Consider the following 26,676-nt stretch of genomic DNA (forward strand, 5'->3'; position numbering starts at 1 on the left):
CTTAATTTATTTTACCAACTGCCCGCGCGTAACTCCCAGTTGATTGGTCGCCTTGAGTTTACGCCACACGTCGGTTCCGTCAATCTTCCCGTCAATCGCCGCGCGATACAGCGTAAGCACCTCGCGGACCTTGTCCGCGCTCTCCTCGAGAAACTCGACACGATAGGAACGAACGCCCAGTTCCATGAACAGGCCCAAGTATTCGGCTCCTGACTGTTCGATCGCGTTATACACCGTGTTGCGGCAGCCTTCGTCGACGCGCACGGGATGCGACATGCCGATTCGGTCCTGCAGCGACGCCCGTTTCTCCTCGCACGGTCGGCCGCAGTTCGTGTAATTGGTACCTTCGCTCATGAACGTGCAGTAGACGCAATGCTCGGTATGGAACATCGGCATATGCTGATGAATGACCATCTCCAGGCGGGAAGTATCTGCGCGTCGCAGCATGTCGACCATCTGCTGAATGTTCAGATCGTACGATGGCGTCACCCAATCCAGGCCCGCTTCGCGGAAAAGATTAACCGTTTTGTGGTTCGCCACGTTCAGCGAGAAATCACCGATCAGCATCGGATGCTGTTCGTCCGGCTTCTCCATCCGTTCGCGCAAGTAATAGTACAAAGCCCCCGTATTGCGCACGAGCACCGCATCCGGCTTCAGATTCAGAATGTTGCGATGGTACCCGTTCTCGCCCGGCATATGAATGCGCGGAGTAACGAGCGCAATCCGCTTGCCCGCCTCGCGGCACGCTTGAATCGCGTCAGGGAACTGCTTGATAAATTCGAAGTCCGCATAGATCAGCTCGACTTCCGTCTTGACGACCGCCTTCACCTGCTCGAGCGTCCTGCACAGCGCCTTCAGCTTCACTTCGCTTGACCGCACGCTTACGTCCACTGTATCGGAATCGAAGGCGTCCGCGAACTCGTCGATTTGTCGTTTGACATACTTCGGCGGCAGCTCGCGCATCGCTTCCAGCTTCTCGGCGGCCTCGCGCCGTATCCGGTTAAGCTCGCTCTTAGGAACGATAACGTCGCCCTTCAGAGATACTTCCAGTTGATCCAGGTAGTAGAGCGTTCCGCCCAAGCGGCCAAGCTGCTCTCCGAGCACTTCGTGGCCAAGCGGTCGTTTCTCCGCTCGCTCAAGAAGCATCTCCGACTCCACGGCCAGCGTCGTTCCTTTCCCGACGTCCGTCCAGATCGTCCGCAGAGGAACGCCTTCCTGGCCGAACACGGATACGGCGAGCGGGAACGTCCGATATGGCTTCTCCGTCTCGAAGCTGGCGCGCAACCGTCGATCCAGAGCGGGATCGCTCGTCTTCCAGATCCGATCGCCTTCATGAACCCGATTCAGGTCGATGTCGTTGCGCCCAGGAACGATTTCGATTCGTGAACCTTCCGACGCTTCGCCCTCCAGCTTCGTCCCCGACACGCGAACGTCGTACACCCGCCCGCCTTCTTCCTTCTTCGTCGGATCGCCGGCGTCGAATACGATACCGTCGCCGCGCTTCAGCGGAGCTTCCAGTTTGCATATGACCGCATCGCGAAGAATTTTCTCCACTCGGCCCAAGTATACGCCGCGGCTCTTCGGGAACGTACCTTCCACAAGCTTCTTATTGTTCGTTCCATCCAAGAAGCCGTGCGTAAAGCCGCGCGAGAAGCTTTGCTGCAATTCCCGGACTTCGTCCTTAGAAGGTCCTGACTCGTCACCCTCGAAATATTTATCGATCTCTTTGGTATATTTGCTGACGACATTCGCCACGTATTCCGGGCTCTTCAGACGGCCCTCGATCTTGAAAGACGTTACGCCCGCCTCTATCAGCTCCGGCACGATATCGATCGCCGCCAAATCCTTCGGCGACAGCAAGTAAGCAATATCGCCCATCGGCTGATGCACGCCATCCACCATCAGATCATACGGCAGACGGCAAGCCTGCGCGCATTCTCCCCGATTGGCGGAACGGCCTCCCCATACTTCCGAGGTTAAGCATTGCCCCGAGTAAGAGACGCAAAGCGCGCCATGCACGAATACTTCCATCGGCAGCTTCGCCTGCTCACCGATTTTCTGAATTTGTTTAAGGTTATTCTCCCGTCCGAGTACGACCCTCTCCATCGCGAACGGCTTCGTGAACTCGACCGCTTCGGGGGACGTGATCGTCATCTGCGTGGAGCCGTGGATCGGGAAGTCCGGGGAAATCTCGCGGATCATTTTCACAAGTCCCAAATCCTGCACGATCACCGCGTCCACGCCGGCGTCGATACAAGCTTCGATCAGCTTGCGAGCCTCCGGAAGCTCGTCCTCGAATACTAGTATATTAAAGGTAAGAAACCCTTTCACGCCGTACTTATGCAGGAACGCCATAATTTCCGGCAGCTCGGGCGTCTGGAAATTGTGCGCCCGCGCCCGCGCGTTAAACTTCTCTACGCCGAAAAACACCGCATCGGCTCCGTTGGCTACCGCTGCCCGCAAGCATTCCCAATCGCCCGCTGGCGCGAGCATCTCAATATCTTCACGCCGTAAGGCGCTCTTTTCTTTCATTATGCATACCTCCAAGCCGCGTCTGACGCGCGGCAATCGCTGTTCTCATTATTGCGTGAACGGATAGCCAGGTCAAGAATTAGGGTTTTCCAAAATAAAAACAAGCCTCGGGCAAAGCCCAGGCTCGTTCTATGTAACGTATTATTCGATTTACCAACCGCTGATCATCTTGTAATCCGCAACAAGGAAAACAAGAAGCGCAACCGTAGAAAATCCGATCGCAAACACGTTTTTGCGAGGCCTCTGCAGTAACAGACGCACTAATCCGATTGCAATTAGGACCGTGAATATCACCATGAAAATATCGAAATGCGAGTATGTGCTCTCTACAGCCTCAGTTGCCGCATCGGCTAGAAACATAAAGGGGACCTCCTTTATCTGACCTAATGAACCCATCTTTATATATGTTAGCTTCCAAACGCCTTGCTTGCAAGTCCGAAGTTGCGGTCGTAACAACTTTGTCACACATTGGCAACGATCGAAGAAGGGTTACCGATAGTATCCGTATTTCGCCGTTTCATATTCCTGTATTCGGCAATTCCTGATTGAAGCGTCGCTTTTCGCTCCATAATAATTAACAACATTCATATTAAGGTAGGTGTCTTTAATGGTTCAACCTCGGTATTCGCTCGCAACGTTGGATCCGGAAGAACTCGAGGAAATCAGGAAAATGGAGCAGCGTATGTCCGATAAGGCCGGTCACACGATCAGCTTGATTGCTTACGAGGCGCACGAAGCCAACGATAGCTCCGACTCTTAACCGCCGCGCAAGAATGGATCGCGTCATATTGTCCATACTAGAAGAGAATCCATCTTCTGGGAGGAACTTTCCATGACACGCAGACTATTTGCTCTGCTCGCATTAGGCGCGCTAACGATGTCCACTCCGGCTCTGGCCGCGGCCCACCCGGGTGAGCATCACCACCATCACCATGAACAATCTAAGCCGCAAATCGATTGGAGCGCGCTGCCTGCCGACTTCCAAGCGCTGAAAACCGAACTCGATCAGATCAGAGCGGATCAGAAGAGCCTATTCGAACAGATGAAGTCGCAGAACGAGCAAATCAAGGAAGCGCGCAAAGCTCTGACGACGGAAAAGCGCAAAACGCTCAAAAAACCGGCAAAACAGCTGATCGATAAAATGAGAATTTCGCGCGATGAAATGCACAATCTGCGCGATCTCAAGCAAGACGCTTGGCAGAGCTTCCATGACCACGCGGCCAAGAAAGAGTGGAGCTCCGCTAAAGGAGATCTGCAAACGATCATCAAGCAAAAAAGGCAGATCGTCGAGAAGCAGCAAAATATCATCAAACTGCAGAAGCAGTTGATTATGCTTATGGCTCCGACACAACAGTCGCATCTTTTCGCCGACGAATAAAAAAAGACGAATCCTTCTTCTTCAAGAAGCTGGATTCGTCTTTTTTAATGGACAACTTAGGCTTTAGCCAGCGACGCCTCTGTCCGGGTGCGATCTCTTTCGAGAATCGGTCCGAGGTACTTGCCGGTGTACGACTTCTCAACCTTGGCCACGTCCTCCGGCGAGCCGGTCGCGACGATCGTCCCGCCGCCGCTTCCGCCTTCAGGACCCAGATCGACGAGATAGTCAGCGGTCTTGATGACGTCGAGGTTATGCTCAATGACGAGCACGCTCTCCCCGGAATCGACTAGGCGATGCAGCACTTGCAGCAGCCGGTCGATATCGTCGACGTGAAGCCCCGTCGTCGGTTCGTCCAGGATATAGAGCGTCTTCCCGGTGCTGCGGCGGTAAAGCTCCGCCGCGAGCTTCACGCGCTGTGCTTCGCCACCAGACAGCGTCGTCGCCGGCTGACCCAAATCCATGTAACCAAGTCCGACGTCCATCAGGGTCTGCAGCTTTCTGTGAATCTTCGGAATGTTGACGAAAAACTCGGTCGCATCCTCGATCGTCATCGCCAACACTTCGGCAATGCTCTTGCCTTTGTATTTGACTTCGAGCGTCTCGCGATTATAACGATTGCCTTTGCAAATCTCGCACGGTACGTAAACGTCCGGCAGGAAGTGCATCTCGATCTTGATGATGCCGTCGCCCTTGCACGCTTCGCAGCGTCCGCCTTTGACGTTAAAGCTGAACCGGCCTTTCTTGTAGCCCCGCACCTTGGACTCGTTCGTCATCGCGAACACGTCCCGGATATCGTCGAATACGCCGGTATACGTAGCCGGATTGGATCGCGGCGTACGACCGATCGGAGATTGATCAATGTCGATGACCTTCTCCAAGTGCTCCAAGCCGTTGATCTCTTTATAAGCGCCGGGCCGAGTCTTTGCTCTGTTCAGATCGCGCGCCAACGTCTTATACAGGATCTCGTTGACGAGCGTTGACTTGCCCGAGCCCGATACGCCAGTAACCGCGGTAAAGACGCCTAGAGGAAACTTCGCGTTCAAGTTTTTGAGATTGTTTTCTTTGGCGCCTTTGATCTCGATCCACTTGCCGTTGGGCTTGCGTCGTTCCAGCGGAACGGGAATAAACTTACGTCCGCTCAGGTACGCGCCAGTAAGAGACTTCTCGTCCGCCATAATCTGCTTTGGTGTGCCCTCAGCAATGACAGTTCCACCATGCTTGCCCGCTCCCGGTCCGATATCGATAATCCAATCGGCAGCAATCATCGTGTCTTCATCGTGTTCGACGACGATCAACGTATTGCCCAAGTCGCGCATATGGCTAAGCGTCTGGATCAGACGATCGTTATCCCGCTGATGCAGGCCGATGCTTGGCTCGTCCAGGATATATAGAACGCCCATTAGACTGGAGCCGATCTGCGTTGCAAGCCTGATCCGCTGTGCCTCGCCGCCGGACAGCGTTCCGGCTGCGCGAGAAAGCGTCAAATATTCAAGGCCCACGTTCACGAGGAAACCAAGCCGGTTATTAATCTCCTTAAGGATCAGGTTCGCGATCGATTGTTCCTTCTCGGTCAGTTCCAATCCGGTGAAGAAGCGCTGCGCTTCCCCGATCGAGAGCGAAGTGACGTGGGCGATGTTCTGGCTTCCTATCGTAACCGCCAGCACTTCCTTCTTCAGGCGTTGCCCGCGGCACTTGCCGCATGGTTTCGCGGACATGTACACTTCGATGAACTCGCGAATGCCTTCGGAGCCTGTATCCCGATATCTGCGTTCCAGATTGTTAACGATCCCTTCGAAAGGAACCTGCGCATCCCGCGTATGGCCGAATTCGTTCTCGTAGCGGAAGCGGATCCGCTCCCCTCCCGTACCGTACAGAATCACCTGCATCTGTTTGTCGTTAAGCTGCTCTACGGGTACGTCGGTCGGAATGCCGTAATGGGCGCACACGGCGGCCAGAAATTGCGGATAGTAGTTGGACGTGCTTCCCGCCCAAGCTTCGAACGCGCCTTCATCGATGCTCTTGGAGCGATCCGAGACGAGCAAGTCGGGGTCGACGATCATTTTGACGCCGAGCCCGTCGCATTCTGGGCAAGCTCCGTAAGGAGAGTTGAACGAGAACATTCGCGGAGCGAGCTCATCTATGGAGAAGCCGCATTCGGGGCACGCCAGATTTGAATTGAACATGAGTTCTTCTTTATCGATAATATCGACGAGAACTTGCCCCCCGGATAGCTTAAGCGCAATCTCCAAAGAGTCAGCGAGCCTCGTCTGCACGTCATCCTTCACGACGATCCGGTCGACGACAACTTCGATCGAATGCTTCTTGTTCTTCTCCAGTTCGATCTTCTCGGACAGATCGCGGATTTCGCCGTTGACGCGTACGCGTACGAAGCCCTGCTTCTGAATGTCGGCCAGAAGCTTCGTATGTTCGCCCTTGCGGCCCGATACGACGGGCGCGAGAATCTGCAGACGGGTGCGCTCCGGATATTCCATAATCCGGTCCACCATCTGCTCGACCGTCTGCGATGTAATCTCGATACCGTGTTCCGGGCAATGCGGTTTCCCGACTCTGGCGAACATCAGACGCAAGTAGTCATAGATCTCGGTAACCGTGCCGACGGTGGAACGCGGGTTGCGGCTCGTCGTCTTCTGGTCGATCGAGATCGCAGGCGACAGCCCGTCGATGGAATCGACGTCCGGTTTGTCCATCTGGCCCAAGAACTGGCGGGCGTAGGCGGACAACGATTCCACATACCTGCGCTGCCCTTCGGCATAGATCGTATCGAACGCGAGCGAGGATTTGCCCGATCCGGACAATCCCGTTAGCACGACGAACTTATCGCGCGGAATGGTGACGTCAATATTCTTCAAGTTATGGGCGCGGGCGCCCTTGATGACAATCTTCTCGTTAGCCAAAACGAAAAAGCCCCTTTCGCGACAAAGCGGGGGCTTATCTCATGAATGCCGGCCGCAGTCGCACACCAAATAGGAATGTGTGTTCCCGTTCATTATACCGAACTGCGGCCGGTCATGCAAATGATTTGTAAAAACTTACAGAAGCTCTTTGCGAAGCTGCTCCGGCGATTTCGGCGAGAGCAAGCCGTAAGGCACATCGAATACCGTTTTCGCGCCAGTTTGTCCGGTTTGAGCCAGACGGTAAGCCGCGCGAGCGTAAGCGACCAGAACGCTGGCCGTAAATTCCGGATTGCTGTCGAGCTTCAGGCTGAATTCGATCAGCTGCGTGTTCTCTTTGTCCAGCCCCGTTTTACCGGTGCGGATAACATTACCTCCGTGAGGCATGCTGGAGTGCTCCGCGCGCAGCGTTTCTTCGCTTACGAAATGAACGATTGTCTCGTAGTCCGCGAAGTAGTTCGGCATGTTCTTGATTTCGCTGGCCACCGCTTCCGCGTTCGCGCCTTCTTCCAGCACGACGAAGCACTCGCGAAGATGTTTCTCTCGTGTCGTCAGCTCCGGGTTGCTTCCGCCGCGCACGCGCTCCACCGCTTCTTCGCGGGGAATGGTGTATTGGATTCCGTTCTTGACCCCGCTCACGCGGCGAATCGCGTCGGAGTGTCCTTGGCTGACGCCTTTGCCCCAGAACGTGTATTCCTTGCCTTCCGGCAGTACCGCTTCCGCGAGCAAACGGTTCAAGGAGAACAAGCCCGGATCCCATCCGGTGGAGATGACGCTGACATGACCGCCCGATTGCGCGGCATCGTCTACTTTACCGAAATATTCAGGAATCAAGGCATGGGTATCGAAGCTGTCCACGGTGTTGAAATGTTTGGACAGTGACGGCCCCTGCTCCGGCAAGTCCTTGGCGGAACCGCCGCACAGGATCATGACGTCGATCTTTCCTTTGTACTGTTCGATGTTCGCGATGGATACCATCGGGGTGCCGGATGTGATGGAGCCTGGATCGCGGCGGGTGAAAATCGCTTCCAGCTTCATGTCCGGATTTTGGCGAATCGCGGCTTCAACGCCGCGTCCCAAGTTGCCGTAACCTACAATGCCAATCGAAATCGTTTTGCTCACTTGTAATCTTCCTCCCAGTCATGTGCAGCAGCTATCGCATTCATCCATGCGACCTATAATTATCGGTAACCCGAGCATTTTTAACACTCAACCATTTTACATCAATAGGCGAAAGGGAAAAAGCGGACTCTGCGAAATAATGTAAAGATTAGTTGAAATAATATAAATCGACCCGGCTCACATGCTCGCTTTCAGCTCAAGCAGAGCGTCCCTCAGCTCGGCGGCGCGCTCGAATTGCAGGCTCTTCGCCGCTTCCTTCATCTCGAACTCTAAACGTTCGATCACGGAAGCGCGATCCTTCTTCGAGAGCTTGCTCAGATCTTCCGCTCCGGACAGGAACGTGCTCTTCGACTCGACCGCTTTCGTCGCTTCAATCAGATCTCTCACCCGCTTAACGATGGTTTGCGGAGTAATGCCGTGCTTCTCGTTGAACGCGATCTGGATGGTCCGGCGGCGCTCGGTCTCCCCGATCGCCTTCTCCATCGATTCCGTCATCCGGTCGCCGTACATAATGACACGGCCGCCCGCGTTCCGGGCCGCCCGGCCGATCGTCTGAATGAGCGAACGCTCGGAACGAAGGAATCCTTCCTTGTCCGCGTCTAGAATCGCCACCAGGCTGACCTCCGGCAGATCGAGCCCTTCCCGGAGCAAGTTGATCCCGACGAGGACGTCGAATACGCCTAGCCGCAGATCGCGCAGGATCGCCATCCGCTCCAACGTCTTAATGTCCGAGTGCAAATAGCGTACTTTAATGCCGACTTCCTTCACATAATCGGTCAAGTCCTCGGACATTTTCTTGGTCAAGGTCGTGACGAGCACCCTTTCGTCTTTGGCGATGCGATCGCGGATCTCCCCGAGCAGGTCGTCGATCTGGCCTTTCGTCGGGCGAATCTCGATCACGGGATCGAGCAAGCCGGTCGGACGGATGATCTGTTCGACGACGGTCGGGCAATGCTCGAGCTCGTAAGGACCAGGCGTCGCGGATACGTAGACGAGCTGCTTCGCTTTCCCCTCAAACTCCTCGAATCGCAATGGCCGGTTGTCCTTGGCCGATGGCAGCCGGAAACCGTGGTCGACAAGCACCGTCTTGCGCGCTTGGTCACCGTTATACATGGCGCGCAGCTGCGGCAGCGTTACGTGCGACTCGTCAATGACGACGAGGTAGTCGTCCGGGAAAAAGTCCATTAGCGTGTAAGGGGTCGCTCCGCGTTCCCTGAATGTCATCGGACCCGAATAGTTCTCGATGCCGGAGCAGAACCCCATCTCCGCCATCATCTCCAGATCGTAGCGGGTACGCTGCTCCAGCCGTTGCGCCTCGAGCAATTTGCCAGCTTCTCTTAATTCGACCAGCCGTTCCTCTAGCTCGCGCTCGATATTCACCAAGGCCCGCTTCATTTTTTCTTCGCCGGTGACGAAGTGAGATCCCGGGAATATGACGACATGGTCCCGTTCTCCCGTAATCTCGCCCGTCAGCACGTCGATCTCCGTTATCCGCTCGATCTCGTCCCCGAACATCTCAATGCGAATCGCCGAATCCCCCCGGGACACCGGGAAAATCTCGATGACGTCTCCGCGCACGCGGAACGTGCCCCGCACGAAGTTGAGGTCATTGCGCTCGTATTGAATGTCGATCAGCTTGTGTAGAATAGCGTTTCTTGACTTCTCCATGCCTACCCTCAGGCTAAGTCGCAAATCGCGATACTCTTCCGGTGAACCGAGACCGTAGATGCAGGACACGCTGGCGACGATAATGACGTCTCTTCTCTCGAACAGTGAAGCGGTCGATGAGTGCCGCATTTTATCGATTTCGTCGTTGATGCTCGAATCTTTCTCGATATAGGTGTCGGTCGAAGGAATATAAGCCTCCGGCTGATAATAATCGTAGTAACTGACGAAGTACTCAACCGAGTTCTCCGGAAAAAATTCCTTGAACTCGCTGCAAAGTTGCATCGCCAACGTCTTGTTGTGCGCGATGATCAGCGTCGGCTTGTTCACCTTGGCGATCGTCTGCGCGATCGTGAACGTTTTCCCCGTGCCTGTCGCCCCGAGCAGCGTCTGATGTCGCTTACCGCCGACAATTCCTTCAGACAGCTGCGTGATCGCGCCCGGTTGGTCGCCCGAAGGCGTATACTCTGACACGAGCTTAAACGGTTTATTTTCCACGTCCGATACTGCCAATCGTGATCTCCCCTTTCCTTAATCGCGAACGATCCCGGAACTTGCGGATTCCGTTCGTTCTTCGTTCCGTCATCAGAATGTGTGTTCCCGTTCATTATATCGATTTGAAGGGTCAGCGTCAAAAGGGACAGAGGCGGCCGAGGGCGGAAAATAGGGCGTAATATCGTGCGTCGAAATTTGCGGAATTGCGCTGACGCCGGTCTTTTTCTGATATGATAGAAAAAAAGCTTCTCCGCCCCTGATACGGGGACGGCGGCAGACTGGAGCGCAGAGTATGGGTTTGTTTGATTTCATTAAAGGACAGTTTATCGAGGTTATCGAATGGATGGACGATACGGGTGCACTCGTCTATCGTTTTCCCGCATACGATCATGCGATCAAGATGGGCGCCAAGCTTGTCGTCCGCGAGTCGCAAACCGCCATATTCGTAAACGAAGGCCAGATCGCCGACGTATTCGGGCCGGGAACGCATACGCTCAGCACGCAGAACCTGCCGGTTCTCACCACATTGAACTCTTGGAAATACGGCTTCAATTCGCCTTTTAAAGCGGATGTATATTTCCTGAATATGACGAATTTCACCGATCATAAGTGGGGCACGACCAATCCCGTCATCATGCGAGATCCGGAATTCGGCATTATCCGCATGCGCGGCTTCGGCAATTATTCGTTCCGAATTCACGATCCGGTTGTGTTTCTTAAAGATATTTTCGGCACGAAACAGGTATTTACGACAGATGGCATTTCCGGCTTCCTGAAGTCCGCCGTAGTCTCGGGCATCAGCGACCTGATCGGCGAAGCGAAAATCCCCGTCGCGGATCTGGCCAGCTCGTACAACGAGCTCAGCCGGCTTGCCGTCGATAAGTTGCAGGACCGTTTCTCGGCGATCGGCCTGTCGCTGACGAGCTTGACGATCGAGAACATCTCGCTTCCGGCAGAAGTCGAGCAAATGATCGACCGCAAATCGTCGATGAACATCGCCGGCAATCTCGACAATTATATGAAGTATCAGACGGCGGAAGCGATTCGCGAAGCGGCGAACAACCCGGACGGCGGCGCGGCGGGGACGGGAGCCGGACTCGGCGCCGGCATGGCGATGGGTCAGATGATGGGGCAAATGTTCAGCCAAATGAACGGCAAGGGCGCCGAGCCTCAGCAGAGTGCAGCTCAAGCTTCTGCGCAGGAGGGAGGCTCTACCTCGCAGCCTTCGGGCGGGAGCAAAAAATTCTGCTCCGAGTGCGGCAGCAAGTTGGCCGAGAACGTCAAATTCTGCTCCGAGTGCGGGAGTAAAATTTAGGCGGAGGCGCATATGACCAACCCATCTACGGCAATCCGTTTTCCGTGCGCAAGCTGCGGTGGCCCCATGGTCTTCGATGCGGGAAGCCAACATTTGAAGTGTCAATATTGCGCCTCGGAGCAGCCGATCGACGATGTCATGAACGAACCGGTCGAGCATCCCCTCGACGACCGCGACGAAGATTTGGATAGTTTGCGGGACTGGGGGACGGAGCAGCAAGCGATCCACTGCGAAGCTTGCGGCGGGGAAACGCTGATCCCGGCGGGCCAGACGACGTCGACCTGCGTGTTCTGCGGCTCGCCGAAGGTGCTGCTTCAAGAGCAATTTCGCAGCATTCGGCCGGAATCGGTGATCCCTTTTCAGCTGTCCCGAGACGAGGCGCAACGTTCGTTCGCGGCCTGGAAGAAAAAACGGTGGTTCCTGCCGAACGAATTCAAGAAGATGAACGTAAGCTCACAGCTTAACGGGATTTATATTCCTTATTGGACTTATGATACCGATACGTATTCCGTATACTCCGCCGAGGTCGGCGTTTACCATTACCGGACCGTTACCCGCACAAGAGTCGTGAACGGCAAAACGGAAACCTATACGACGACCGAACGATATACCGTCTGGCATTCTACGCGAGGCGATTACGACAGAAGCTTCGATGATATTCTCATCCCCGCTTCCGGGCATTACGACGAGGATTTGCTGGAGAAGCTCGGCGACTTCAGACTTCGCGAGCTCCATGCTTATAAGCCCGAATATTTGAGCGGCTACATCTCGGAGCTGTATAACGTCACCCGAGACGAAGGCTGGGAACGTGCGAAAAGAGAAGCCGACCACACACTCGATGCCGAGATCAAAAGACGGATCGGTGGCGACGAGATCCGCAACTTGAGAATCCGAACTTCGTACGATCATGTCACTTACAAGCACTTGCTGCTTCCCGTATGGAACGCCAATTATCACTATAAAGCACGAACATTCTATTACATGGTGAACGGCCAGACCGGCACGGTCTCCGGCCATGTGCCCCGCAGCGCCGCCAAGATCACCTTGTTCACGCTTTTCTGTCTTGGACTGGCCGGTTTGGTGATTTGGTTTTTGATGAGCAATCCGGAATTTTTCTCTTAATGCTTCGCAGCCGCGCTATTCGGTTATCGCCGAATCGGGCGGCTTTTTTTGTTGCTGCCGCCGTCGTGGAGAATTGTCCGATTGTTTGCTCGGGCTAACGGACGTAGGCGCTGCTATTTCGTCGAAACCGGGTTTTCTTCAACCTTACGGACACCAGTGCGCTTATTTGTCTGAAAAAGAGTGAATTCGGCCATTTTTGCGCAATTAGCGACTGTGACGTCCGTTAGATTTTCAAACGGCGGATCATGGGACAGTTAGCGGCTGTGAGGTCCGTTAGAGCACGCCTTCTTGACGCAGTTTAATATTTAGCTTATTATCTAAATATAAGATTTAGACAATTGTCTAAACATCAAAATAAACCCGCTTCATGAAAGGGGGGAACCCGCCCTATGAATGACACGTTCAAAGCACTGTCCGACCCTACCCGCAGAAAAATTCTGCAACTTCTGAAGGAAAAGGATCTGTCCGCCGGCGATATCGCCGATCATTTTAACATCTCCAAACCGAGCATCTCCCACCACTTGAACATTCTCAAGCAAGCCAAACTGGTGCAGGACGAAAGACAAGGACAGAGCATCATTTACTCTATTAACCTTTCGGTGATGCAAGAAGCCATGGGCTGGTTTCTCGGCATGATCGGAACTAAAGGAGAGACTTCCCATGACGAACCTCGATGACAACAATAACAACGCCAAAGTTGGCTGGTCGGGCAAAGACTGGACTCTGCTCGGAGCGAATGCGCTCTTGTTCATCGTCCTGTTCCTCGTCTTCAACCATCAGCTTCCTGATCAAATGGCTTCCCATTACAATATCAATGGGGAGCAAGACCGCATGATGGCCAAATGGAGCTTCTGGCTGCTTTACGCCGCAACCGGCATCGCATTGCCGTCAATCCTGACGGCGACGCGTTTCGTAGATCCGCGCAAGAACAACTACTCCCGCTTCGAAGGTTATTTCTACTTAATACGATGGGCGGTCAGCTTGTTTTTGCATGCCGTCATGCTGCTCATTATTCTGGACAATGCCGGCTACAAGCTGCCGACCATTAATATTGTCGTCGGAGGAATCGGCGTCCTCTGGATGATTCTCGGCAACCGGATGGGGCAAGTCCGGAGCAACTTCTTCATCGGCATCCGTACGCCGTGGGCGCTAATGGACGAACAAAACTGGCGTCTCACCCACCGCTTGGGAGCGCGCGTATGGTTCGCGGCCGGTTTGATCATGTTCGTAAGCGCATGGTTCGTCTCATCCTTCTGGATAGCCGCCGTCATTCTGGTCAGCGCCTTAGGCAGCGCATTGATCCCCGCGGTCTATTCTTACATGTTGTATCGTCGAGCATCGAACGGCTAACTTAATGGATTGAGATAGGCCGGTTTCCGGCTTATCTCTTCTACATCGGACCGCTCCCCCCGGTACAAAAAATGCGGGGTATTCTGGGCCCTGCAACATTTTCAATCGCGCAGTCGACATTTCCAGCTTCTGCTGGTAGTCCTTGATGATCATCTCTTTCATTCATTCAGAAGGAGGACATTCGACAAAATAGGAGAATAGAAAATGACGGAATATAAATAAAGGGGATGGAGATTTGAAGAAGGGTTTAGGTATTATTTTCGTAGTAATGATCATGCTTCTTTCCGCCTGTTCAAGTAGTGAAGGGTTCAAAAAGGATGCTTTTTCAGAAAAAGACTTATGTATTGTAAAAGTCAACAAACCATCGAAAAAAGTGTGCTATGGAGACAGTAAAGATTCGATCGAAAAAGTTATAGGTGATGGCGTCAAAAAAGGTTTAGGGATCGTTGAATATGATTTTGGGGTATCTGTTGGATATCGAGACGAAATCGCAGCTGCGATCTGGTTAAATGAGGAGTCGAAAGGTGTCTTCAAAACAGCTCGCGGTGCCGTGGTCGGCACTACCAAAGAAAAAGTCAAAGAACTTTACGGAGAAAAATACGGCATCGATAAGGCTACATACTATCTCGATTACTTCTATGACAATACAAAGAAGAAATATCTTGATTCTGTATCTGTGGAAAACTTAAAGGTACCCGATGCTAAGGAATCCACTTACATGATATCTTTTGTTTTTAACGATGAGGGAGCAAACAGAATCTTTATTTCGGATCTCAAATGGGCGATGATACTGTTATAAAATCCACTTCGCGTGAGAGTAACCCTGTTCCGGCAAGCCCGATAAAGCCAACCGTTTCTCGACTTGTCTTAATGCCACGTTCTGAACGAACTCGCGGTAAAATTGGATATCCGAATCCGTCAAGAAAGTGGCTGGCATGCTCCTGTAGCGATGTTTTTCATCGTACTTGCTCCCCACCGGCGCCCCTCTAGGCGAAAGTATGATGTTTTTCATCGCTAATCACCCAGGAATCGAACAAATAGTGGTTGGCACACTCCTATAGCGATGTTTTTCATCTTACTTGTTCTCTACGAGCACCCCACAAAGCAGAAGTATGATGTTTTTCATCACTAATCATCCCTTTCTAATAAGTTTTAAGATAAACCGTCAGGGGGTTTATGCTTTCTGATTTGTTTTAAAAATTAGTTCCCGATTACTTTAAGGCCGATCACCGCGCCGACGACCAAAGCCAGGAAAAAGATCCGGCGGACTTGGCGGGACTCTCCGTAAAACAGCATGCCAACGAGAGTTCCGCCGACCGTTCCGATTGCGGTCCAAATCGCATAGGCCGTCCCCATGGAGATGGATTTCATGGCGAACGACAGCAGAGAGAAACTGGCGATAAAGCCGAGAACGAGCAGCAGCACACTCGTGACGTCTTTTTTCTCTTTTAAACGATTCATTCCCAGTACTCCGACAACCTCGAACGATCCCGCCAATAGAAGCGCAATCCATGCCATCATTCTCTCGCCTCCTTCTTCTCGACTTCCGATGTGATTTTCAAACCGGCGATCCCGACGATCAGGACCACTACCAGGATCAGCTTCCCCGCGTTCAACGGAACGCTGAAAAATAGAAATTCCGCCATTACCGTTCCCGCCGCACCGATCCCCGTAAACACAGCATAGGTCGTTCCGACCGGAAGAAAACGGGAAACGTAGATCAACCCGGCGAAGCTGAGCAAAATGCCGAGCGCGGTCAGCACCCATTCTCCCGCGTTCGAAGCATGCTTCAACCCGGATACCCAGCCGACCTCGCATACTCCCGCGGCGATAAGCAACCCCCATGAACGATTCATTCCACTGCACCTCCGTTTGTATGTTGTCCCCGCGAACGAACCGGATTCCTCGACAGGAGCCGTTGCGCAGCAAAAAGCCCGAGCGCATCGCAAGGCCGCCGCAACGATCCGAATTCGTCGCGTACCTCATCGATACTCCCGGGCTTTTATCCCTCCGTGTCCATCTTCTCACGCGAGAAGATGAGCTCCCTCTTGGACCGAACCGGCGCCATCCTGCAACCGTGGAACCCTAGGGACCCTAATCTGATGATTCATTCCAAAATACTTTAGTATAGGCTTGATGTCAATCCTTATTTTCTGGCTCCGGCGCCGCGCGGCGGCAACCCCTCATCCTCCGAGGGTTTCTCCGCCTCCGCTGCCAGCTTCGCCGTTTCTTCCGCGGCCGCAAGCTCGGCGGCGGCTTGCTCCGCTTCCTTGCGGGCCTGCATTTTCATCGTCGGAGAATTCTTCTGCCTGCGCGCCCTTCCCCTTAGTACTTGCCAGATCGATGCGGAACGGGACGCGGCCACAAACTCAACGTCTTCGTCCGGCGCGAGAATGAGTCCGAGCTGATAATGCTCTCCTTCGTATCTGGCGCGCTGCAGGAATTTAGCGTGACCTTCGCGATTGACGACTTCCAGCTTGCAGAAAGCGGATTGAAGCTGCAATGCGGCATGAAGCTCCTCTTTGGTACGGACGGCGACTCCATTCACTTTCTTGATCAGTTCCCCGGCATGAAGACCGAGTTCGGCCGCCGGGGTACCCGGCAGTACCGCGAGCAGCCTGACGCCTTTGCCATCCTGCGCATAAAGGGGATCTTTACCGCTCTCCTTCATGCGGCCGAGCCAGCCAAGCGCTTCATGCAGGACGAATGCCCCCGCGGACGCGACGATCGTAAGCTGCGGCCACCATTCGGCACCCGCCGCAAGGGCCGCGATAACGACCCCGTACAACATCAGCAAGTTACCCGAAGATCTGGTTTTCTCTTCCGGCCAATACGCCTTCGTTCGGTCGCTGAAGCCGATCAATACCGGAAAGGCGAGCAAGCTCCACACGCTCGTATCTCCGCCGAACAATGGCGCCCACGGCAACGCGAAACCTCCGCCGGACGCCGGTATCATCCATAACAGCGGAATCGGCCATACTCCGGAGAACGCGTAAGCGCCCATCGGTTTTCCCCTCTTGCCCAAGAGGAACAGGGGAATCGCAAGCTGTTTGCCTTGCAGCCTGACCAAGAAGCCTTCCGCGATATGCAGCAAACCCGCCATGAAAAGCAGCCCGGGCACATCGATCGCCGACAGCGTTCTGAACGCATCCGCGATCGCGCCTTCCCCCGGTGTGATCTCGGTCCACTCGAACAGCGCCTGCAATACGCCTAAGGCTCCCGCCGCGTAGGCCAAACACATATATCTCAATCGGAATAAAGCCAGTATCCCCGTCGCGACCCACAAGAACATCAACGTTTCCGAATTCAACTCCGCTCCGACTCCCAATCCGGCGACGGATAATACCGCGCCGACGGCAACGCCCGCGGCGATTCTCATTAACGTCAAATATAACGTTCCATACAATCGAACATGGTACAGCTTGCGTTGCAGCGTAACCGCATGGCGGGCATGCCACCACGCGATTGCAACCGCGATATAGAAATACGGGAGGGTCAGCAAGCCGAGCGCGGCTTGCCCCACTTCCCGCAATACGTCCAACAGAGGATCCACCGGCCGCTCCCCTTTCGTCATCCAAGTCAGCCTTTACGAGAAAAAAGGAAGTTGACCTAAGGCCAACCTCCTTACTATTCGACGGCGGGCAGGGAATTCCTTCTCCGCCCGTCTGTATCGCCGATGTTCTGTTAGGGGCGCTTCGACATGTTAAGCAGCTCCCCGGCTTTGGAGATCGCCGCCTGCCACTGGGCATCGTAGCTACGATCCTGGATTTTGGCGTATAGCTTTTCTTCCAACCGCTGTGCCGTCTCTTCGTCGACTTCTCCGGTAACCGGCAGTGATTCGCTCTTTTGGAAGCTCTCAACCGCCTTCTTCGTTCCTTCGCTGAAATAGCCGTCCTTCCGATCCGGGGGAAAACCGGCTCCCAGAAGGATGTTCTGAAGATTCTCGACAGGTTCTCCCGTGGTATCGTATTTCAACACGTTATCCCGGGGCAATCTCCATGCCTGAAAATAAGTCGGTTGCTTGACCCGAACGTCCGGATCGATCCCCTTCTCGTTGATCCACGTTCCGTCGGGAAGGAGCCACTTGTAGACGGTCAGCTTGAGTATACTGCGATCACCCAGTTCTCCGTTAAAGGGGACCTGAACGGTTCCTTTGCCATAAGTCGTCTCTCCGATCAGCACCGCTCCCGCGGATTGCTTTAACGCGCCCGCCAGAATTTCCGCTGCGCTGGCGCTGCCTTTGTTCATGAGCACGACTATCGGGTATGGCTTATTGCCTTTCGCTCCGTGCGCGGCGACATCGACCTTGCGAGTACCGTCTCTGTATTCGGATTGAACGATCGGTTTACCCTTCTCCAGCAATTGGTCAGCCACCTCAACCACTGATTGCAGAAACCCGCCCGGATTATCCCGTACATCGACGACAAGCGCCTTTAAGCCTTGAGCCTCCAGTTCCTCGAGCTCGTTTTTCACCTGAGCGGCCGTCTCGTCGGTAAATTGATATATGGAAAGATAACCGACTCCGCTCGCCGCCATTCCGGAATCTACCGTTTCCGGATTGATCCGATCCCGGACAAGCTCCAGGTCGAGAGGGGTCGCAACTCCCCTTCGCTGCACTTTCAGCTTGACCTTCGTCCCCTTAGGACCCCGAATCTTGGATACGGCCTCGCTTAGCGTCAGGCCATTCAAGCTTTCGCCGTTGATCGACAACAGCACATCCAGCGGCTTCAGCCCCGCTCTCTCTGCGGGAGTTCCGCGGATCGGGGATTCGACGATGACCGAGCCATTCTCGATTCGGAGTTCTGCTCCGATTCCGGTGAACGCTCCATGGAGGGCGTCGCTGAACTTCTCCGCTTCCTCTTCCGGCTTATAGACGGAGTAAGGATCATGAAGCGACTCCACCATTCCCTGAATCGCGCCGTCAATAAGCTGCTCCCGTTCCATTGGCAGCGCATATCGCCTTTCGATAAGCGACAACGTTTTATTTAATTTATACAGTTCGTCCTGGCTAAGCCCCTCGGACCCACTGGGAGAAGTTTCGCTCGCCTTTGCGCCGGAACTCACGAATTTCCATTCCGGAAATTCGAACAATGCATAAGTCGCAACGCAGGCGGCAACAGCCGTCAGCACCATCATAGCCGCGACGGTGCGACCTCGGAATAACACGTACCCCAACTCCCCGAATTTATCCATAATAATTAGTTTATGACAAGCTTAGTCTAAAAATCCTCTTTTTACAAGATGAGCTCCGGCGCTATACGCAAAACAGCCGTCGCCCGACACGCTCGTCGGAGATCGGCTGCTGCTCGCGGGATTACTTCAAATAAGGCGCGGGATCGACCGGTTCGGCGTTTTTACGAACTTCGAAATGCAGATGGTTACCCGTCGATTGCCCGGTCGAGCCGACCAATCCGATTTTTTCGCCCCGCTTGACGGTCTGGCCCTTCTCGACCAATATTTGGCTCATATGCCCGTACAGCGTCCACAACCCGCCGCCATGATCGATAATGACGCAGTTGCCGTACCCGCTCCAGGATTGGGCAACCGTGACGACGCCCGTCTCGGCCGCATAGATCGGCGTTCCCTTCGGAGCGGCCATGTCCAAGCCCGTATGAAGCTTCTTCGAGCCGGTAATCGGGTGAATCCGGTAACCGAACGGAGAGGACAAACGGTATTCCGATTTTAACGGCATGCCGAGCTTGCCGCCTTTATAATACGTTTTGATCCGGTTTTTCTGGGCCTCTAATGCCGAGGCTTGCTTCGCGAGCTCCGTCAGTTGCTTCTCGGATTCCTCGCTGATCTCTTCCATTTCTTCGATCTCTTTGGTCAGCTTGGAGATAAGCACTTCTTTATCGCTTTCTTCTTTCTCCAAAGTCGCCTTATGGCTTGCCATTTCTTCATACAGCAACTTGATGTCGGCAAGCTCCTGTTCGCTTTGCTGCTTCAAGTCCGCGACATTGTCGGCATATTTTTTCTTCTCGTCCAGAATGTTACGGTCTTGGGCGGCGATCGATTCTACCGCGTCGAACCGGCTCAGGAAATCGGAGAAGCTTGCCGAGTTGAGCAAGACATCCAGGAACGATACCGGTCCAGCCGTATAGGCCATCCGGACCCGCGAAGCCATCAGTTCGTCGCGATTGTCACGCTGTTTGATGGCATCTTCAAGCTCTTGGCCCGTCAGGAACAGCTGCTCTTCCGCCTCGGCGATCTTCACTTGAGTGTTCTGAAGCCGCTTCTGAACCGTCTCGATGCGTGCAAGCAGCGTCTCGATATCCGCTTTGGTCGACTGCTGTCTGCCCGTCAATTCATTAACTTTATTCTCGGCATGTTTCTGATTGCTAGCCGCCTTCTCCATGTCCTTTCTGACTTTTTTCAGATTTTGCTCGATTTTCTCAAGCTCGGACAGGGCTTGTCCGTCGTAAGGTTTCGCCACCATTCCTACGACGATCAGCATCGCAACCAGAAGCAACAATTTCTTCTTCACAATAAGCCTCCTTCGAGAACGGCACGCCGCTCCCGGATATCGGTGTCTTGTCGTTATACCCGCAAATACCGGCGAACCGAAATCGTACTGCCGAAAATGCCCAAAAGCGTACCTAAGATCATAACCGATCCGCCAACCATTCCCGTTACTTCGTCTACAGTCGCGAATTGAATCATGTATAACCCGATCGTTGCGCTTGTGGTATGTACCAACTGCGAATATCCGACCAGCAATATCGTCGCGCTGATCAATGAACCAAAAAATCCGATAATTGCTCCTTCGATAAAAAACGGCCAACGGATAAAACTATTCGTAGCGCCGACCAGCTTCATGATCGAGATCTCGCGGCGGCGCGCGATGATCGTCATCTTGATTGTCGTCGAGATCAGGAACATCGCCATGACGGCCAGCCCGAGCACGATTACGAGACCGATATTGCGGACCGCGTTCGTGATGCTGAATAGCTTCTCGATCGTGTCCTTGCCGTATTTAACCTTGGAAATCGACTTGTCCGGGTCAGTCAGGTTGAGCGCTTCGATCTGTTTGGCTATGTAACCGATCTTCTGCGGATCGAAAGCTTCGACTTCGAAAGCATCGGGGAGGGGATTGTTCTCCTTGTCATAGCCGTCGAGCGCTTCCTTGCCTTCTTCTCCCATGCTCTCGCGGAACCGTTGCAAGCCTTCGGCTTTAGGTATGTAGGTGACGGATTTGACTTCCGGAATCCGCTTGATCAACCGTTCGATCTCTTCCGCTTTCTGAGTCTGCGTATCGACTTGGAGATAGACATTAATCTGAACCTGGTTGTCCAATTGATCGGCAAGCTTGTTGACGTTAAGGGCGAGCAGCATAAAAATTCCTAGAATGAATAAGGAAACCGAGATGGAGCTCATGGATGCGAATGTCATCCAGCCGTTGCGGCCGACGTTCTTAAAGCCTTCGCGAATATGGCGGACAATGGTGCTAAATCTCATAGCCATATTCCCCTCTCTGCTGATCGCGAACAATGCTTCCGTTCTCGATGGCGATGACGCGCTTGCGCATCGTGTTCACGATCTCTTTGTTGTGGGTGGCCATGACGATTGTCGTGCCGCGAAAATTGATCTCTTCCAACAGGTTCATAATGCCCCAGGAAGTCTCCGGGTCCAAGTTCCCCGTCGGTTCATCGGCCACGATAACCGAGGGATTGTTGACGATCGCGCGAGCGATCGCTATCCGCTGTTGTTCGCCGCCGGACAGCTGGGCAGGCAGGCTTCCCGCTTTATGCTTAAGCCCGACAAGTTCGAGCACTTCCATCGTGCGTTTGCGGATCAGGCGCCGGGGCGTCTCGATGACTTCCATGGCGAACGCCACGTTCTCGAAAGCGGTCAGCTTGGGGAGCAGCCTGTAATCCTGAAAAATAACGCCGATGTTGCGTCTAACGAACGGAATTTTGCGGTGCTTCAGCTTGCCTATATTAAACCCGTTGACGGATATTTGGCCTTTGGTCGGAACTTCTTCCCGGTAAATCAATTTCATGAACGTGGATTTACCCGCTCCGGAAGGTCCTACGACGTACACGAATTCGTTGCGGTCGATGACAAGGTTAACCCCTTGAAGCGCCGTCGTGCCGTCAGCGTAGGTCTTCCATATGTCATGCATTTCAATCACGGTATCACTTCCTGTTAAGATTCAGACTTAAGATACTTCGACATCATGCCTGATAATCCTCTCTTTGTCGATCGCTTTCGAGGGAAAATCTGTCGACACGAGTCTGAAATCCTTTGCCCGGCTTGGAATTACGGAAAACTTTAGAATTTTTTAATTTTTGAGAAGAACGAAACTCGGGAATTGTTGTATAACCTTTTAGTAACATTTGTAAGAAAACAGAATGGCGGGATCGGGGTGTGTTTGGAACGTGAAAAAGTTGGGGATCATCGTCATTGTCGTTGTTTTTCTTCTGTTTGGCGCCGGCTTGGGAGCCGCGATGAGCTATGGTAACGACGAGGCGCTGCCGGACGGATTCCGAGTCGGCGGATTAAATGTCGGGGGTATGACTCCGGATGAGGCTATCGAGAAGGTTAGAACGAAGGTGAACGAGTTGGAATCGACCCGGGTCGGCATCGATCCGGCCAATTTGGGGACGACGGTCGAAATACCGGCGAAGACTCTAAAAGAGCTGGGATTCCAGATCGACGCAGTCGACGCGATAAAGGCGATCGAACGGCATCGGGACTACTCTTGGTGGGAACGGGCCAAATTGCGGTACTACGGGACCAAGGGCGAGTCGTATGACGTGGTCGCGCGCTGGGATGAACTAAAACTTCATCTCGTCGCGGAAGAAGCTTGGGGGGACCTGATCAAGGAAAGCGGAGAGAACGCCTCTCGAAAGATCGACGATCGGGATATCGTCGTCTATACGACCGAGAAAATGGGCAAGCGAATCGAACTCGCTTCTGCGATCGAGGATATTCGGCGGCTTGGTCCGACTTTATTGACGGACACGGAAAGCGGTGTTCGTTTGGTTAAAGCCTCCATAGACGAAACTCTGCCGAAGATTACGGTCGCTTCGCTGAAAGCGGACGGTCTGGATCGCAAGCTGATCGAGTTTACGACCTCCTTCGCGACAAGCGGCCAAGGTCGCTCCCACAACGTCGCTGTCGCCGCGATGGCTCTTAACGATACGCTGCTGATGCCCGGCGAAGTGTTCGAGTACGGGAAAATTGTCGCCAAAGCGGAGAAGGAATACGGCTACATGGAAGCCCCCGTCATCCTGAAAGGAAAGCTGACCCCAGGCATCGGAGGGGGCATCTGCCAAGTATCCAGCACGCTGTACAACGCCGCGCTGCTGACTGGTCTTGAGATTGTCGAACGGCGCAACCATTCTCTGCCGGTCAGTTACTTGCCGCGCGGGCTCGACGCGACGTTCGCGGACGGGTTCGTGAACTTCAAGTTCCGGAACTCGACGGGTAAACAATTGCTGATTCGCACGACGGTCGAGGATAAGACGATCACGGTAAAACTGTTCGGAACGATGGATGAGCGCATCTCTTACCGAACGGAAACGGAGGAGCTGAAAGTCATCCCTCCGAAGACGGTTTACGTCGCCGGAGAAGGCATAGCGCTCGGCCGGCAGCAATTGCTTCAACAAGGCTCGAACGGTTACTTGGTGGAATCGTTTCTGGTGAAAATGATCGACGGCAAGGTCGTTGAACGCAAGAAGCTGTCCAAGGACACGTACCGTGCTCAAGACACACTCATTGCCGTCCATCAGGACGATCCGAGGTTGGTTCCGGAAAGCGGGAAGAAGCCTATGCCGGGGGCCGGAGAGGGCAAACAGCCCCAGCCTCCCATGGAGGGCGGAGAGATTGTAGAGCCGGTGTGAGGGAACTCCGGCAGCGCCGAAAATAATGATAAAACGGGCCGCCCGAAAGGCGGCCCGAACCTTGAGTAATCCCAAACCTGGAAATCCGAATATATTCGATATCAATTCAGCCCGCATCAAGCGAGAATCGCTTTTACGTAATCCGAAACTCGAATATAGAATGTCGACCCTGGATCAGCACGACCGATGACGATAGCATTCCTCGCGTGGAGATCAACCGATTTGGCGTGATCCGGGAGCGCAACGCCTTCCAGAACGGAGATTTCCGGGCGATCGGCCAGTTGGCCATCGAGAGAAATCGCATCGACGCCGGTTGGAGCCGGAACCTCGAACGGGGTATTTTTCACTTTCGTTGTAATGGGAATGATAAATGCGAGCTTAGAACTCGAGAACGACCGAATAAATCCATCCGAAAGAACGATTGCAGCCCGATATCCAGCCTGCTCATTCCCGACCTTGGGCAGCAGCTTAAGCCAGACGATCGAGCCTCGCACCACTTCACCTTGGACACTCATTCGAAAATTTCATCCCCCATAGGCTCCCAGTCTTCTTCATGGCCCTCCATATCCGGAGTTACTTGAGCCGCTAATTCCAAATATAAGGCTCTTAGGCGCTCCTGCTCCGATAGGCCGGATTCCCGCTTCGGACGCAGCACGATCGCTCCATCCGTTGAGAGATAGAAGTCAAGGGTCGTTCCTTCGGCAAGATGCGCCACCTTTAAAACTTCCGAAGGGATGCGAATACCGACACTGTTTCCCCATTTTCCCAACGTTCCCCGTCCTATTGGTGCATCGAGTACCGTCATTTGTTCCACGCCCTTGTTAGATGGTTTTATTTCTCTTGGCTCCATTGTACCCCACCTTGACTATAGTGTATATACATGAGTATATACACTATAGTCAATTTCTAAGCTTCGCGTGACAAAAAAAGACCGCGTCAAAACAAACGCCGCCCGTTTCCTCGTTTAAGGAAAACAAGCGGCGTGTGCTTCACGGCCGAATCTCGAAATTATCGGCTCTTCTTCTCGTACTCCTCGACCCACTGGGCCGTATGCGAAAGCTCCGCTTCCGCGCGGGAGATCGCGCCTTCCACTTGCGTCGTCGCCGTTCCGCCATAGACATTGCGGGCGTTAACGACCGCTTCCGGCTGCAGTACGGCGTAAATCCGGTCGTCGAACAAGTCGGAAAACTGCTTGAACTCTTCCAACGTCAGATCGAGCAGGAACTTGTTCTGTTGGATGCAGTACAGCACCGTTTTGCCGATGACTTCGTGCGCTTGGCGGAAAGGCAAGCCTTTGCCAACGAGGAAGTCGGCGATGTCCGTCGCATTGGAGAAATCCTGGTCGACGGCGCGGCGCATCTTGTCCTTGCGCACTTTCATCGTCTCGATCATCGAAGCGAACAGTTGGAGCGCGCCTTGCAACGTCTTGACTGTATCGAACATGCCTTCCTTGTCTTCCTGCATGTCTTTGTTGTAAGCGAGCGGCAGCGACTTGAGGACGGTCAGCAAGCCGACAAGATTGCCATAGACGCGGCCGGTTTTGCCACGTACGAGCTCCGGAACGTCCGGGTTTTTCTTCTGCGGCATAATGCTTGAGCCTGTGCAGAAGGCGTCGTCAAGCTCCACGAACTGAAATTCGGTACTCGACCAGAGGATCAGCTCTTCGCTCAGACGAGACAAATGCGTCATGATGAGCGACGCGCCGCTTAGGAACTCGACGATGAAGTCGCGGTCGCTGACGGCGTCGAGGCTGTTCTCGTAGACGCGCCCGAAGCCGAGCTGCTCGGCGGTGAAATGGCGATCGATCGCGAATGTCGTGCCGGCCAGAGCGCCCGCGCCGAGCGGCAGCGCGTCGATGCGCTTGTAGCTGTCCTGCAAGCGCTCGATGTCGCGGCCGAACATGGACACATACGCCATGAGGTGATGCGCGAACAGAATCGGCTGCGCCCGCTGAAGGTGCGTATAACCGGGCACGATCGTGTCCAGGTTCGTCTTCGCTTGTCCGATCAGCGCCGCTTGCAGCTTGCGCAGCATCTCCACGAACTCGACGACGCGCTTGCGCAGATACAGATGCATGTCCGTTGCCACTTGGTCGTTGCGACTGCGGCCCGTGTGCAGCTTACCGCCTACAGGACCGATCTCCTCGATCAGCGCTTTCTCGATGTTCATGTGGATATCTTCATCGGAGATCAGGAACTCCTGCGCCCCGCTGCGGATTTTCTCGCGGACCTTCAGCAGGCCTGCCTTGATCGTCTCTACGTCTTCCGCCGGGAGGATGCCGCATTTGCCGAGCATCGTCACGTGCGCCAGGCTGCCTTGGATATCCTCCTCGGCCAGTTCCTTATCGAACGTGATCGACGCCGTATATTCTTCAACCAGCTGGTCCGTTTGTTTCGTGAAACGGCCGCCCCAAAGCTTGCTCATTTTCCGCATACCCCTCTCTTAGTCCCTGCTTCTCACAATACGCATCTATCTCCAAGAGCCAAACGGCGTAACCGGGAGAAAATAACGGTCTCGCAGACCGGTACGCCAGCCATTTGTCGGTTCCACTGACCTCTAACGGTCTCGCAGACCGTTACACCGGCAATTTGCCCGTTCCATCGACCTCTTACGGTCTCGCAGACCGTTACACCGGCCAATTGCCCGTTCCATCGACCTCTTACGGTCTCGCAGACCGTTACACCGGCTATTCGCCCGTTCCATCGACCTCTAACGGTCTCGCAGACCGTTACACCGGCAATTTACCGAGTCCACTGACCTCTTACGGTCTCGCAGACCGTTACACCGGCCAATTGCCCGTTCCGTCGACCTCTAACGGTATCGCAGACCGTTACGCCGGCTATTCGCCCGTTCCATCGACCTGTAACGGTCTCGGAGACCGTTACACCGGCGTTTCTGGCCCACTGTCGGGGTAACTCGTGACGTATCGCAGACCGCCCA

At 54.0% G+C, this 26,676-nt stretch carries 25 protein-coding genes and 1 riboswitch; of the genes, 9 read left to right on the forward strand and 16 right to left on the reverse strand.

Annotation, left to right across the window (positions count from 1 at the left end; all coding sequences use genetic code 11):
• Positions 1–6: 6 nt before the first annotated feature.
• Together FPZ45_RS21810 and FPZ45_RS21815 are read right to left on the reverse strand one after the other, a co-directional pair.
• Complete coding sequence (locus tag FPZ45_RS21810; RefSeq protein WP_144706496.1) at positions 7–2,532, reverse strand: U32 family peptidase; 2,526 nt, start codon at positions 2,530–2,532, stop codon at positions 7–9.
• A 150-nt stretch (positions 2,533–2,682) separates the two neighbouring features.
• On the reverse strand, positions 2,683–2,892 hold the full coding sequence (locus FPZ45_RS21815) for a hypothetical protein (RefSeq protein ID WP_144706498.1): 210 nt from the start codon (positions 2,890–2,892) through the stop codon (positions 2,683–2,685).
• 247 nt (positions 2,893–3,139) lie between these two features.
• Between FPZ45_RS21815 and FPZ45_RS25445 the strand changes: the two genes are divergently transcribed.
• On the forward strand, positions 3,140–3,292 hold the full coding sequence (locus tag FPZ45_RS25445; RefSeq protein WP_186438509.1) for a hypothetical protein: 153 nt from the start codon (positions 3,140–3,142) through the stop codon (positions 3,290–3,292).
• Between the two features lie 72 nt (positions 3,293–3,364).
• The gene (locus tag FPZ45_RS21820; protein ID WP_144706500.1) at positions 3,365–3,910 is read left to right on the forward strand and encodes a hypothetical protein; all 546 of its coding nucleotides are present in this window, start codon (positions 3,365–3,367) and stop codon (positions 3,908–3,910) included.
• A gap of 56 nt (positions 3,911–3,966) precedes the next feature.
• On the opposite strand, the gene uvrA is transcribed toward FPZ45_RS21820, so the two are convergent.
• The 3 genes from uvrA to uvrB form a co-directional block, all read right to left on the reverse strand.
• On the reverse strand, positions 3,967–6,825 hold the full coding sequence (gene uvrA, locus FPZ45_RS21825) for an excinuclease ABC subunit UvrA (RefSeq protein ID WP_144706502.1): 2,859 nt from the start codon (positions 6,823–6,825) through the stop codon (positions 3,967–3,969).
• A gap of 135 nt (positions 6,826–6,960) precedes the next feature.
• Positions 6,961–7,944, reverse strand: a complete 984-nt coding sequence (locus FPZ45_RS21830) for a diaminopimelate dehydrogenase (protein ID WP_144706504.1) — start codon at positions 7,942–7,944, stop codon at positions 6,961–6,963.
• 177 nt (positions 7,945–8,121) lie between these two features.
• On the reverse strand, positions 8,122–10,122 hold the full coding sequence (gene uvrB, locus FPZ45_RS21835) for an excinuclease ABC subunit UvrB (RefSeq protein WP_144706506.1): 2,001 nt from the start codon (positions 10,120–10,122) through the stop codon (positions 8,122–8,124).
• Positions 10,123–10,396: 274 nt separating this feature from the next.
• On the opposite strand from uvrB, the gene FPZ45_RS21840 reads away from it, so the two are divergent.
• The 5 genes from FPZ45_RS21840 (at position 10,397) to FPZ45_RS21860 (ending at position 14,690) form a co-directional block, all read left to right on the forward strand.
• The gene (locus FPZ45_RS21840; protein WP_144706508.1) at positions 10,397–11,419 is read left to right on the forward strand and encodes an SPFH domain-containing protein; all 1,023 of its coding nucleotides are present in this window, start codon (positions 10,397–10,399) and stop codon (positions 11,417–11,419) included.
• A gap of 12 nt (positions 11,420–11,431) precedes the next feature.
• Positions 11,432–12,541, forward strand: a complete 1,110-nt coding sequence (locus tag FPZ45_RS21845) for a TFIIB-type zinc ribbon-containing protein (RefSeq protein WP_144706510.1) — start codon at positions 11,432–11,434, stop codon at positions 12,539–12,541.
• Positions 12,542–12,930: 389 nt separating this feature from the next.
• On the forward strand, positions 12,931–13,218 hold the full coding sequence (locus tag FPZ45_RS21850; RefSeq protein ID WP_144706512.1) for an autorepressor SdpR family transcription factor: 288 nt from the start codon (positions 12,931–12,933) through the stop codon (positions 13,216–13,218).
• A complete protein-coding gene (locus tag FPZ45_RS21855; protein ID WP_144706514.1) occupies positions 13,202–13,891 on the forward strand; it encodes an SdpI family protein in 690 nt (229 codons plus the stop codon). Before FPZ45_RS21850 ends, FPZ45_RS21855 begins: the two co-directional genes overlap by 17 nt.
• A 235-nt stretch (positions 13,892–14,126) precedes the next feature.
• Positions 14,127–14,690: a hypothetical protein gene (locus FPZ45_RS21860; RefSeq protein ID WP_144706516.1), complete on the forward strand. Its 564-nt coding sequence runs from the start codon at positions 14,127–14,129 to the stop codon at positions 14,688–14,690.
• Here the strand turns inward: FPZ45_RS21860 and FPZ45_RS21865 are convergent.
• From FPZ45_RS21865 to ftsE, 8 genes are all read right to left on the reverse strand, one after another.
• A complete protein-coding gene (locus tag FPZ45_RS21865) occupies positions 14,685–14,903 on the reverse strand; it encodes a hypothetical protein (protein ID WP_144706518.1) in 219 nt (72 codons plus the stop codon). The genes FPZ45_RS21860 and FPZ45_RS21865 overlap by 6 nt on opposite strands.
• A 188-nt stretch (positions 14,904–15,091) precedes the next feature.
• Complete coding sequence (locus tag FPZ45_RS21870; protein WP_144706609.1) at positions 15,092–15,409, reverse strand: DMT family transporter; 318 nt, start codon at positions 15,407–15,409, stop codon at positions 15,092–15,094.
• Complete coding sequence (locus tag FPZ45_RS21875) at positions 15,409–15,747, reverse strand: DMT family transporter (RefSeq protein ID WP_144706520.1); 339 nt, start codon at positions 15,745–15,747, stop codon at positions 15,409–15,411. The genes FPZ45_RS21870 and FPZ45_RS21875 overlap by 1 nt, the downstream gene beginning before the upstream one ends.
• A gap of 133 nt (positions 15,748–15,880) precedes the next feature.
• Positions 15,881–15,991: riboswitch (guanidine-I (ykkC/yxkD leader) on the reverse strand.
• A gap of 46 nt (positions 15,992–16,037) precedes the next feature.
• The gene (locus tag FPZ45_RS21880; protein WP_144706522.1) at positions 16,038–17,444 is read right to left on the reverse strand and encodes a PDZ domain-containing protein; all 1,407 of its coding nucleotides are present in this window, start codon (positions 17,442–17,444) and stop codon (positions 16,038–16,040) included.
• A 131-nt stretch (positions 17,445–17,575) separates the two neighbouring features.
• Positions 17,576–19,057: a S41 family peptidase gene (locus FPZ45_RS21885; protein WP_144706523.1), complete on the reverse strand. Its 1,482-nt coding sequence runs from the start codon at positions 19,055–19,057 to the stop codon at positions 17,576–17,578.
• 148 nt (positions 19,058–19,205) lie between these two features.
• The gene (locus tag FPZ45_RS21890) at positions 19,206–20,375 is read right to left on the reverse strand and encodes a murein hydrolase activator EnvC family protein (RefSeq protein ID WP_144706526.1); all 1,170 of its coding nucleotides are present in this window, start codon (positions 20,373–20,375) and stop codon (positions 19,206–19,208) included.
• Between the two features lie 53 nt (positions 20,376–20,428).
• Positions 20,429–21,346, reverse strand: coding sequence for a permease-like cell division protein FtsX (ftsX, locus tag FPZ45_RS21895; RefSeq protein WP_144706528.1), 918 nt, complete (start codon positions 21,344–21,346; stop codon positions 20,429–20,431).
• Positions 21,336–22,022 carry a cell division ATP-binding protein FtsE gene (gene ftsE, locus FPZ45_RS21900; protein WP_144706530.1) on the reverse strand — a complete coding sequence of 229 codons (687 nt, stop codon included), beginning with the start codon at positions 22,020–22,022 and terminating at the stop codon, positions 21,336–21,338. Before ftsE ends, ftsX begins: the two co-directional genes overlap by 11 nt.
• Before the next feature lie 247 nt (positions 22,023–22,269).
• On the opposite strand from ftsE, the gene FPZ45_RS21905 reads away from it, so the two are divergent.
• Positions 22,270–23,736 carry a VanW family protein gene (locus FPZ45_RS21905; protein ID WP_186438511.1) on the forward strand — a complete coding sequence of 489 codons (1,467 nt, stop codon included), beginning with the start codon at positions 22,270–22,272 and terminating at the stop codon, positions 23,734–23,736.
• Between the two features lie 116 nt (positions 23,737–23,852).
• On the opposite strand, the gene FPZ45_RS21910 is transcribed toward FPZ45_RS21905, so the two are convergent.
• The 3 genes from FPZ45_RS21910 to argH form a co-directional block, all read right to left on the reverse strand.
• Entirely contained in the window at positions 23,853–24,251 is a 399-nt protein-coding gene (locus tag FPZ45_RS21910; RefSeq protein ID WP_144706534.1) for a type II toxin-antitoxin system PemK/MazF family toxin, read from the reverse strand.
• Complete coding sequence (locus FPZ45_RS21915) at positions 24,248–24,586, reverse strand: AbrB/MazE/SpoVT family DNA-binding domain-containing protein (RefSeq protein ID WP_144706536.1); 339 nt, start codon at positions 24,584–24,586, stop codon at positions 24,248–24,250. Before FPZ45_RS21915 ends, FPZ45_RS21910 begins: the two co-directional genes overlap by 4 nt.
• A gap of 158 nt (positions 24,587–24,744) precedes the next feature.
• Positions 24,745–26,160, reverse strand: a complete 1,416-nt coding sequence (gene argH / locus FPZ45_RS21920; RefSeq protein WP_144706538.1) for an argininosuccinate lyase — start codon at positions 26,158–26,160, stop codon at positions 24,745–24,747.
• A 113-nt stretch (positions 26,161–26,273) separates the two neighbouring features.
• Between argH and FPZ45_RS21925 the strand changes: the two genes are divergently transcribed.
• On the forward strand, positions 26,274–26,651 hold the full coding sequence (locus FPZ45_RS21925; RefSeq protein WP_144706540.1) for a hypothetical protein: 378 nt from the start codon (positions 26,274–26,276) through the stop codon (positions 26,649–26,651).
• The last annotated feature ends 25 nt before the right edge of the window (positions 26,652–26,676 follow it).

It is taken from the genome of Cohnella terricola, assembly GCF_007786475.1.
In the GTDB taxonomy this organism is placed as follows: domain Bacteria; phylum Bacillota; class Bacilli; order Paenibacillales; family Paenibacillaceae; genus Cohnella; species Cohnella terricola.

Excerpts from the sequence above, each read along its gene's own strand:
- FPZ45_RS21810 (WP_144706496.1), bottom strand. The coding sequence starts at position 2,532 with ATGAAAGAAAAGAGCGCCTTACGGCGTGAAGATATTGAGATGCTCGCG.
- FPZ45_RS21815 (WP_144706498.1), bottom strand. The coding sequence starts at position 2,892 with ATGTTTCTAGCCGATGCGGCAACTGAGGCTGTAGAGAGCACATACTCG.
- FPZ45_RS25445 (WP_186438509.1), top strand. The coding sequence starts at position 3,140 with ATGGTTCAACCTCGGTATTCGCTCGCAACGTTGGATCCGGAAGAACTC.
- FPZ45_RS21820 (WP_144706500.1), top strand. The coding sequence starts at position 3,365 with ATGACACGCAGACTATTTGCTCTGCTCGCATTAGGCGCGCTAACGATG.
- FPZ45_RS21840 (WP_144706508.1), top strand. The coding sequence starts at position 10,397 with ATGGGTTTGTTTGATTTCATTAAAGGACAGTTTATCGAGGTTATCGAA.
- FPZ45_RS21845 (WP_144706510.1), top strand. The coding sequence starts at position 11,432 with ATGACCAACCCATCTACGGCAATCCGTTTTCCGTGCGCAAGCTGCGGT.
- FPZ45_RS21850 (WP_144706512.1), top strand. The coding sequence starts at position 12,931 with ATGAATGACACGTTCAAAGCACTGTCCGACCCTACCCGCAGAAAAATT.
- FPZ45_RS21855 (WP_144706514.1), top strand. The coding sequence starts at position 13,202 with ATGACGAACCTCGATGACAACAATAACAACGCCAAAGTTGGCTGGTCG.
- FPZ45_RS21865 (WP_144706518.1), bottom strand. The coding sequence starts at position 14,903 with ATGAAAAACATCATACTTTCGCCTAGAGGGGCGCCGGTGGGGAGCAAG.
- FPZ45_RS21870 (WP_144706609.1), bottom strand. The coding sequence starts at position 15,409 with ATGGCATGGATTGCGCTTCTATTGGCGGGATCGTTCGAGGTTGTCGGA.
- FPZ45_RS21875 (WP_144706520.1), bottom strand. The coding sequence starts at position 15,747 with ATGAATCGTTCATGGGGGTTGCTTATCGCCGCGGGAGTATGCGAGGTC.
- ftsX (WP_144706528.1), bottom strand. The coding sequence starts at position 21,346 with ATGAGATTTAGCACCATTGTCCGCCATATTCGCGAAGGCTTTAAGAAC.
- FPZ45_RS21910 (WP_144706534.1), bottom strand. The coding sequence starts at position 24,251 with ATGAGTGTCCAAGGTGAAGTGGTGCGAGGCTCGATCGTCTGGCTTAAG.
- FPZ45_RS21915 (WP_144706536.1), bottom strand. The coding sequence starts at position 24,586 with ATGGAGCCAAGAGAAATAAAACCATCTAACAAGGGCGTGGAACAAATG.
- argH (WP_144706538.1), bottom strand. The coding sequence starts at position 26,160 with ATGAGCAAGCTTTGGGGCGGCCGTTTCACGAAACAAACGGACCAGCTG.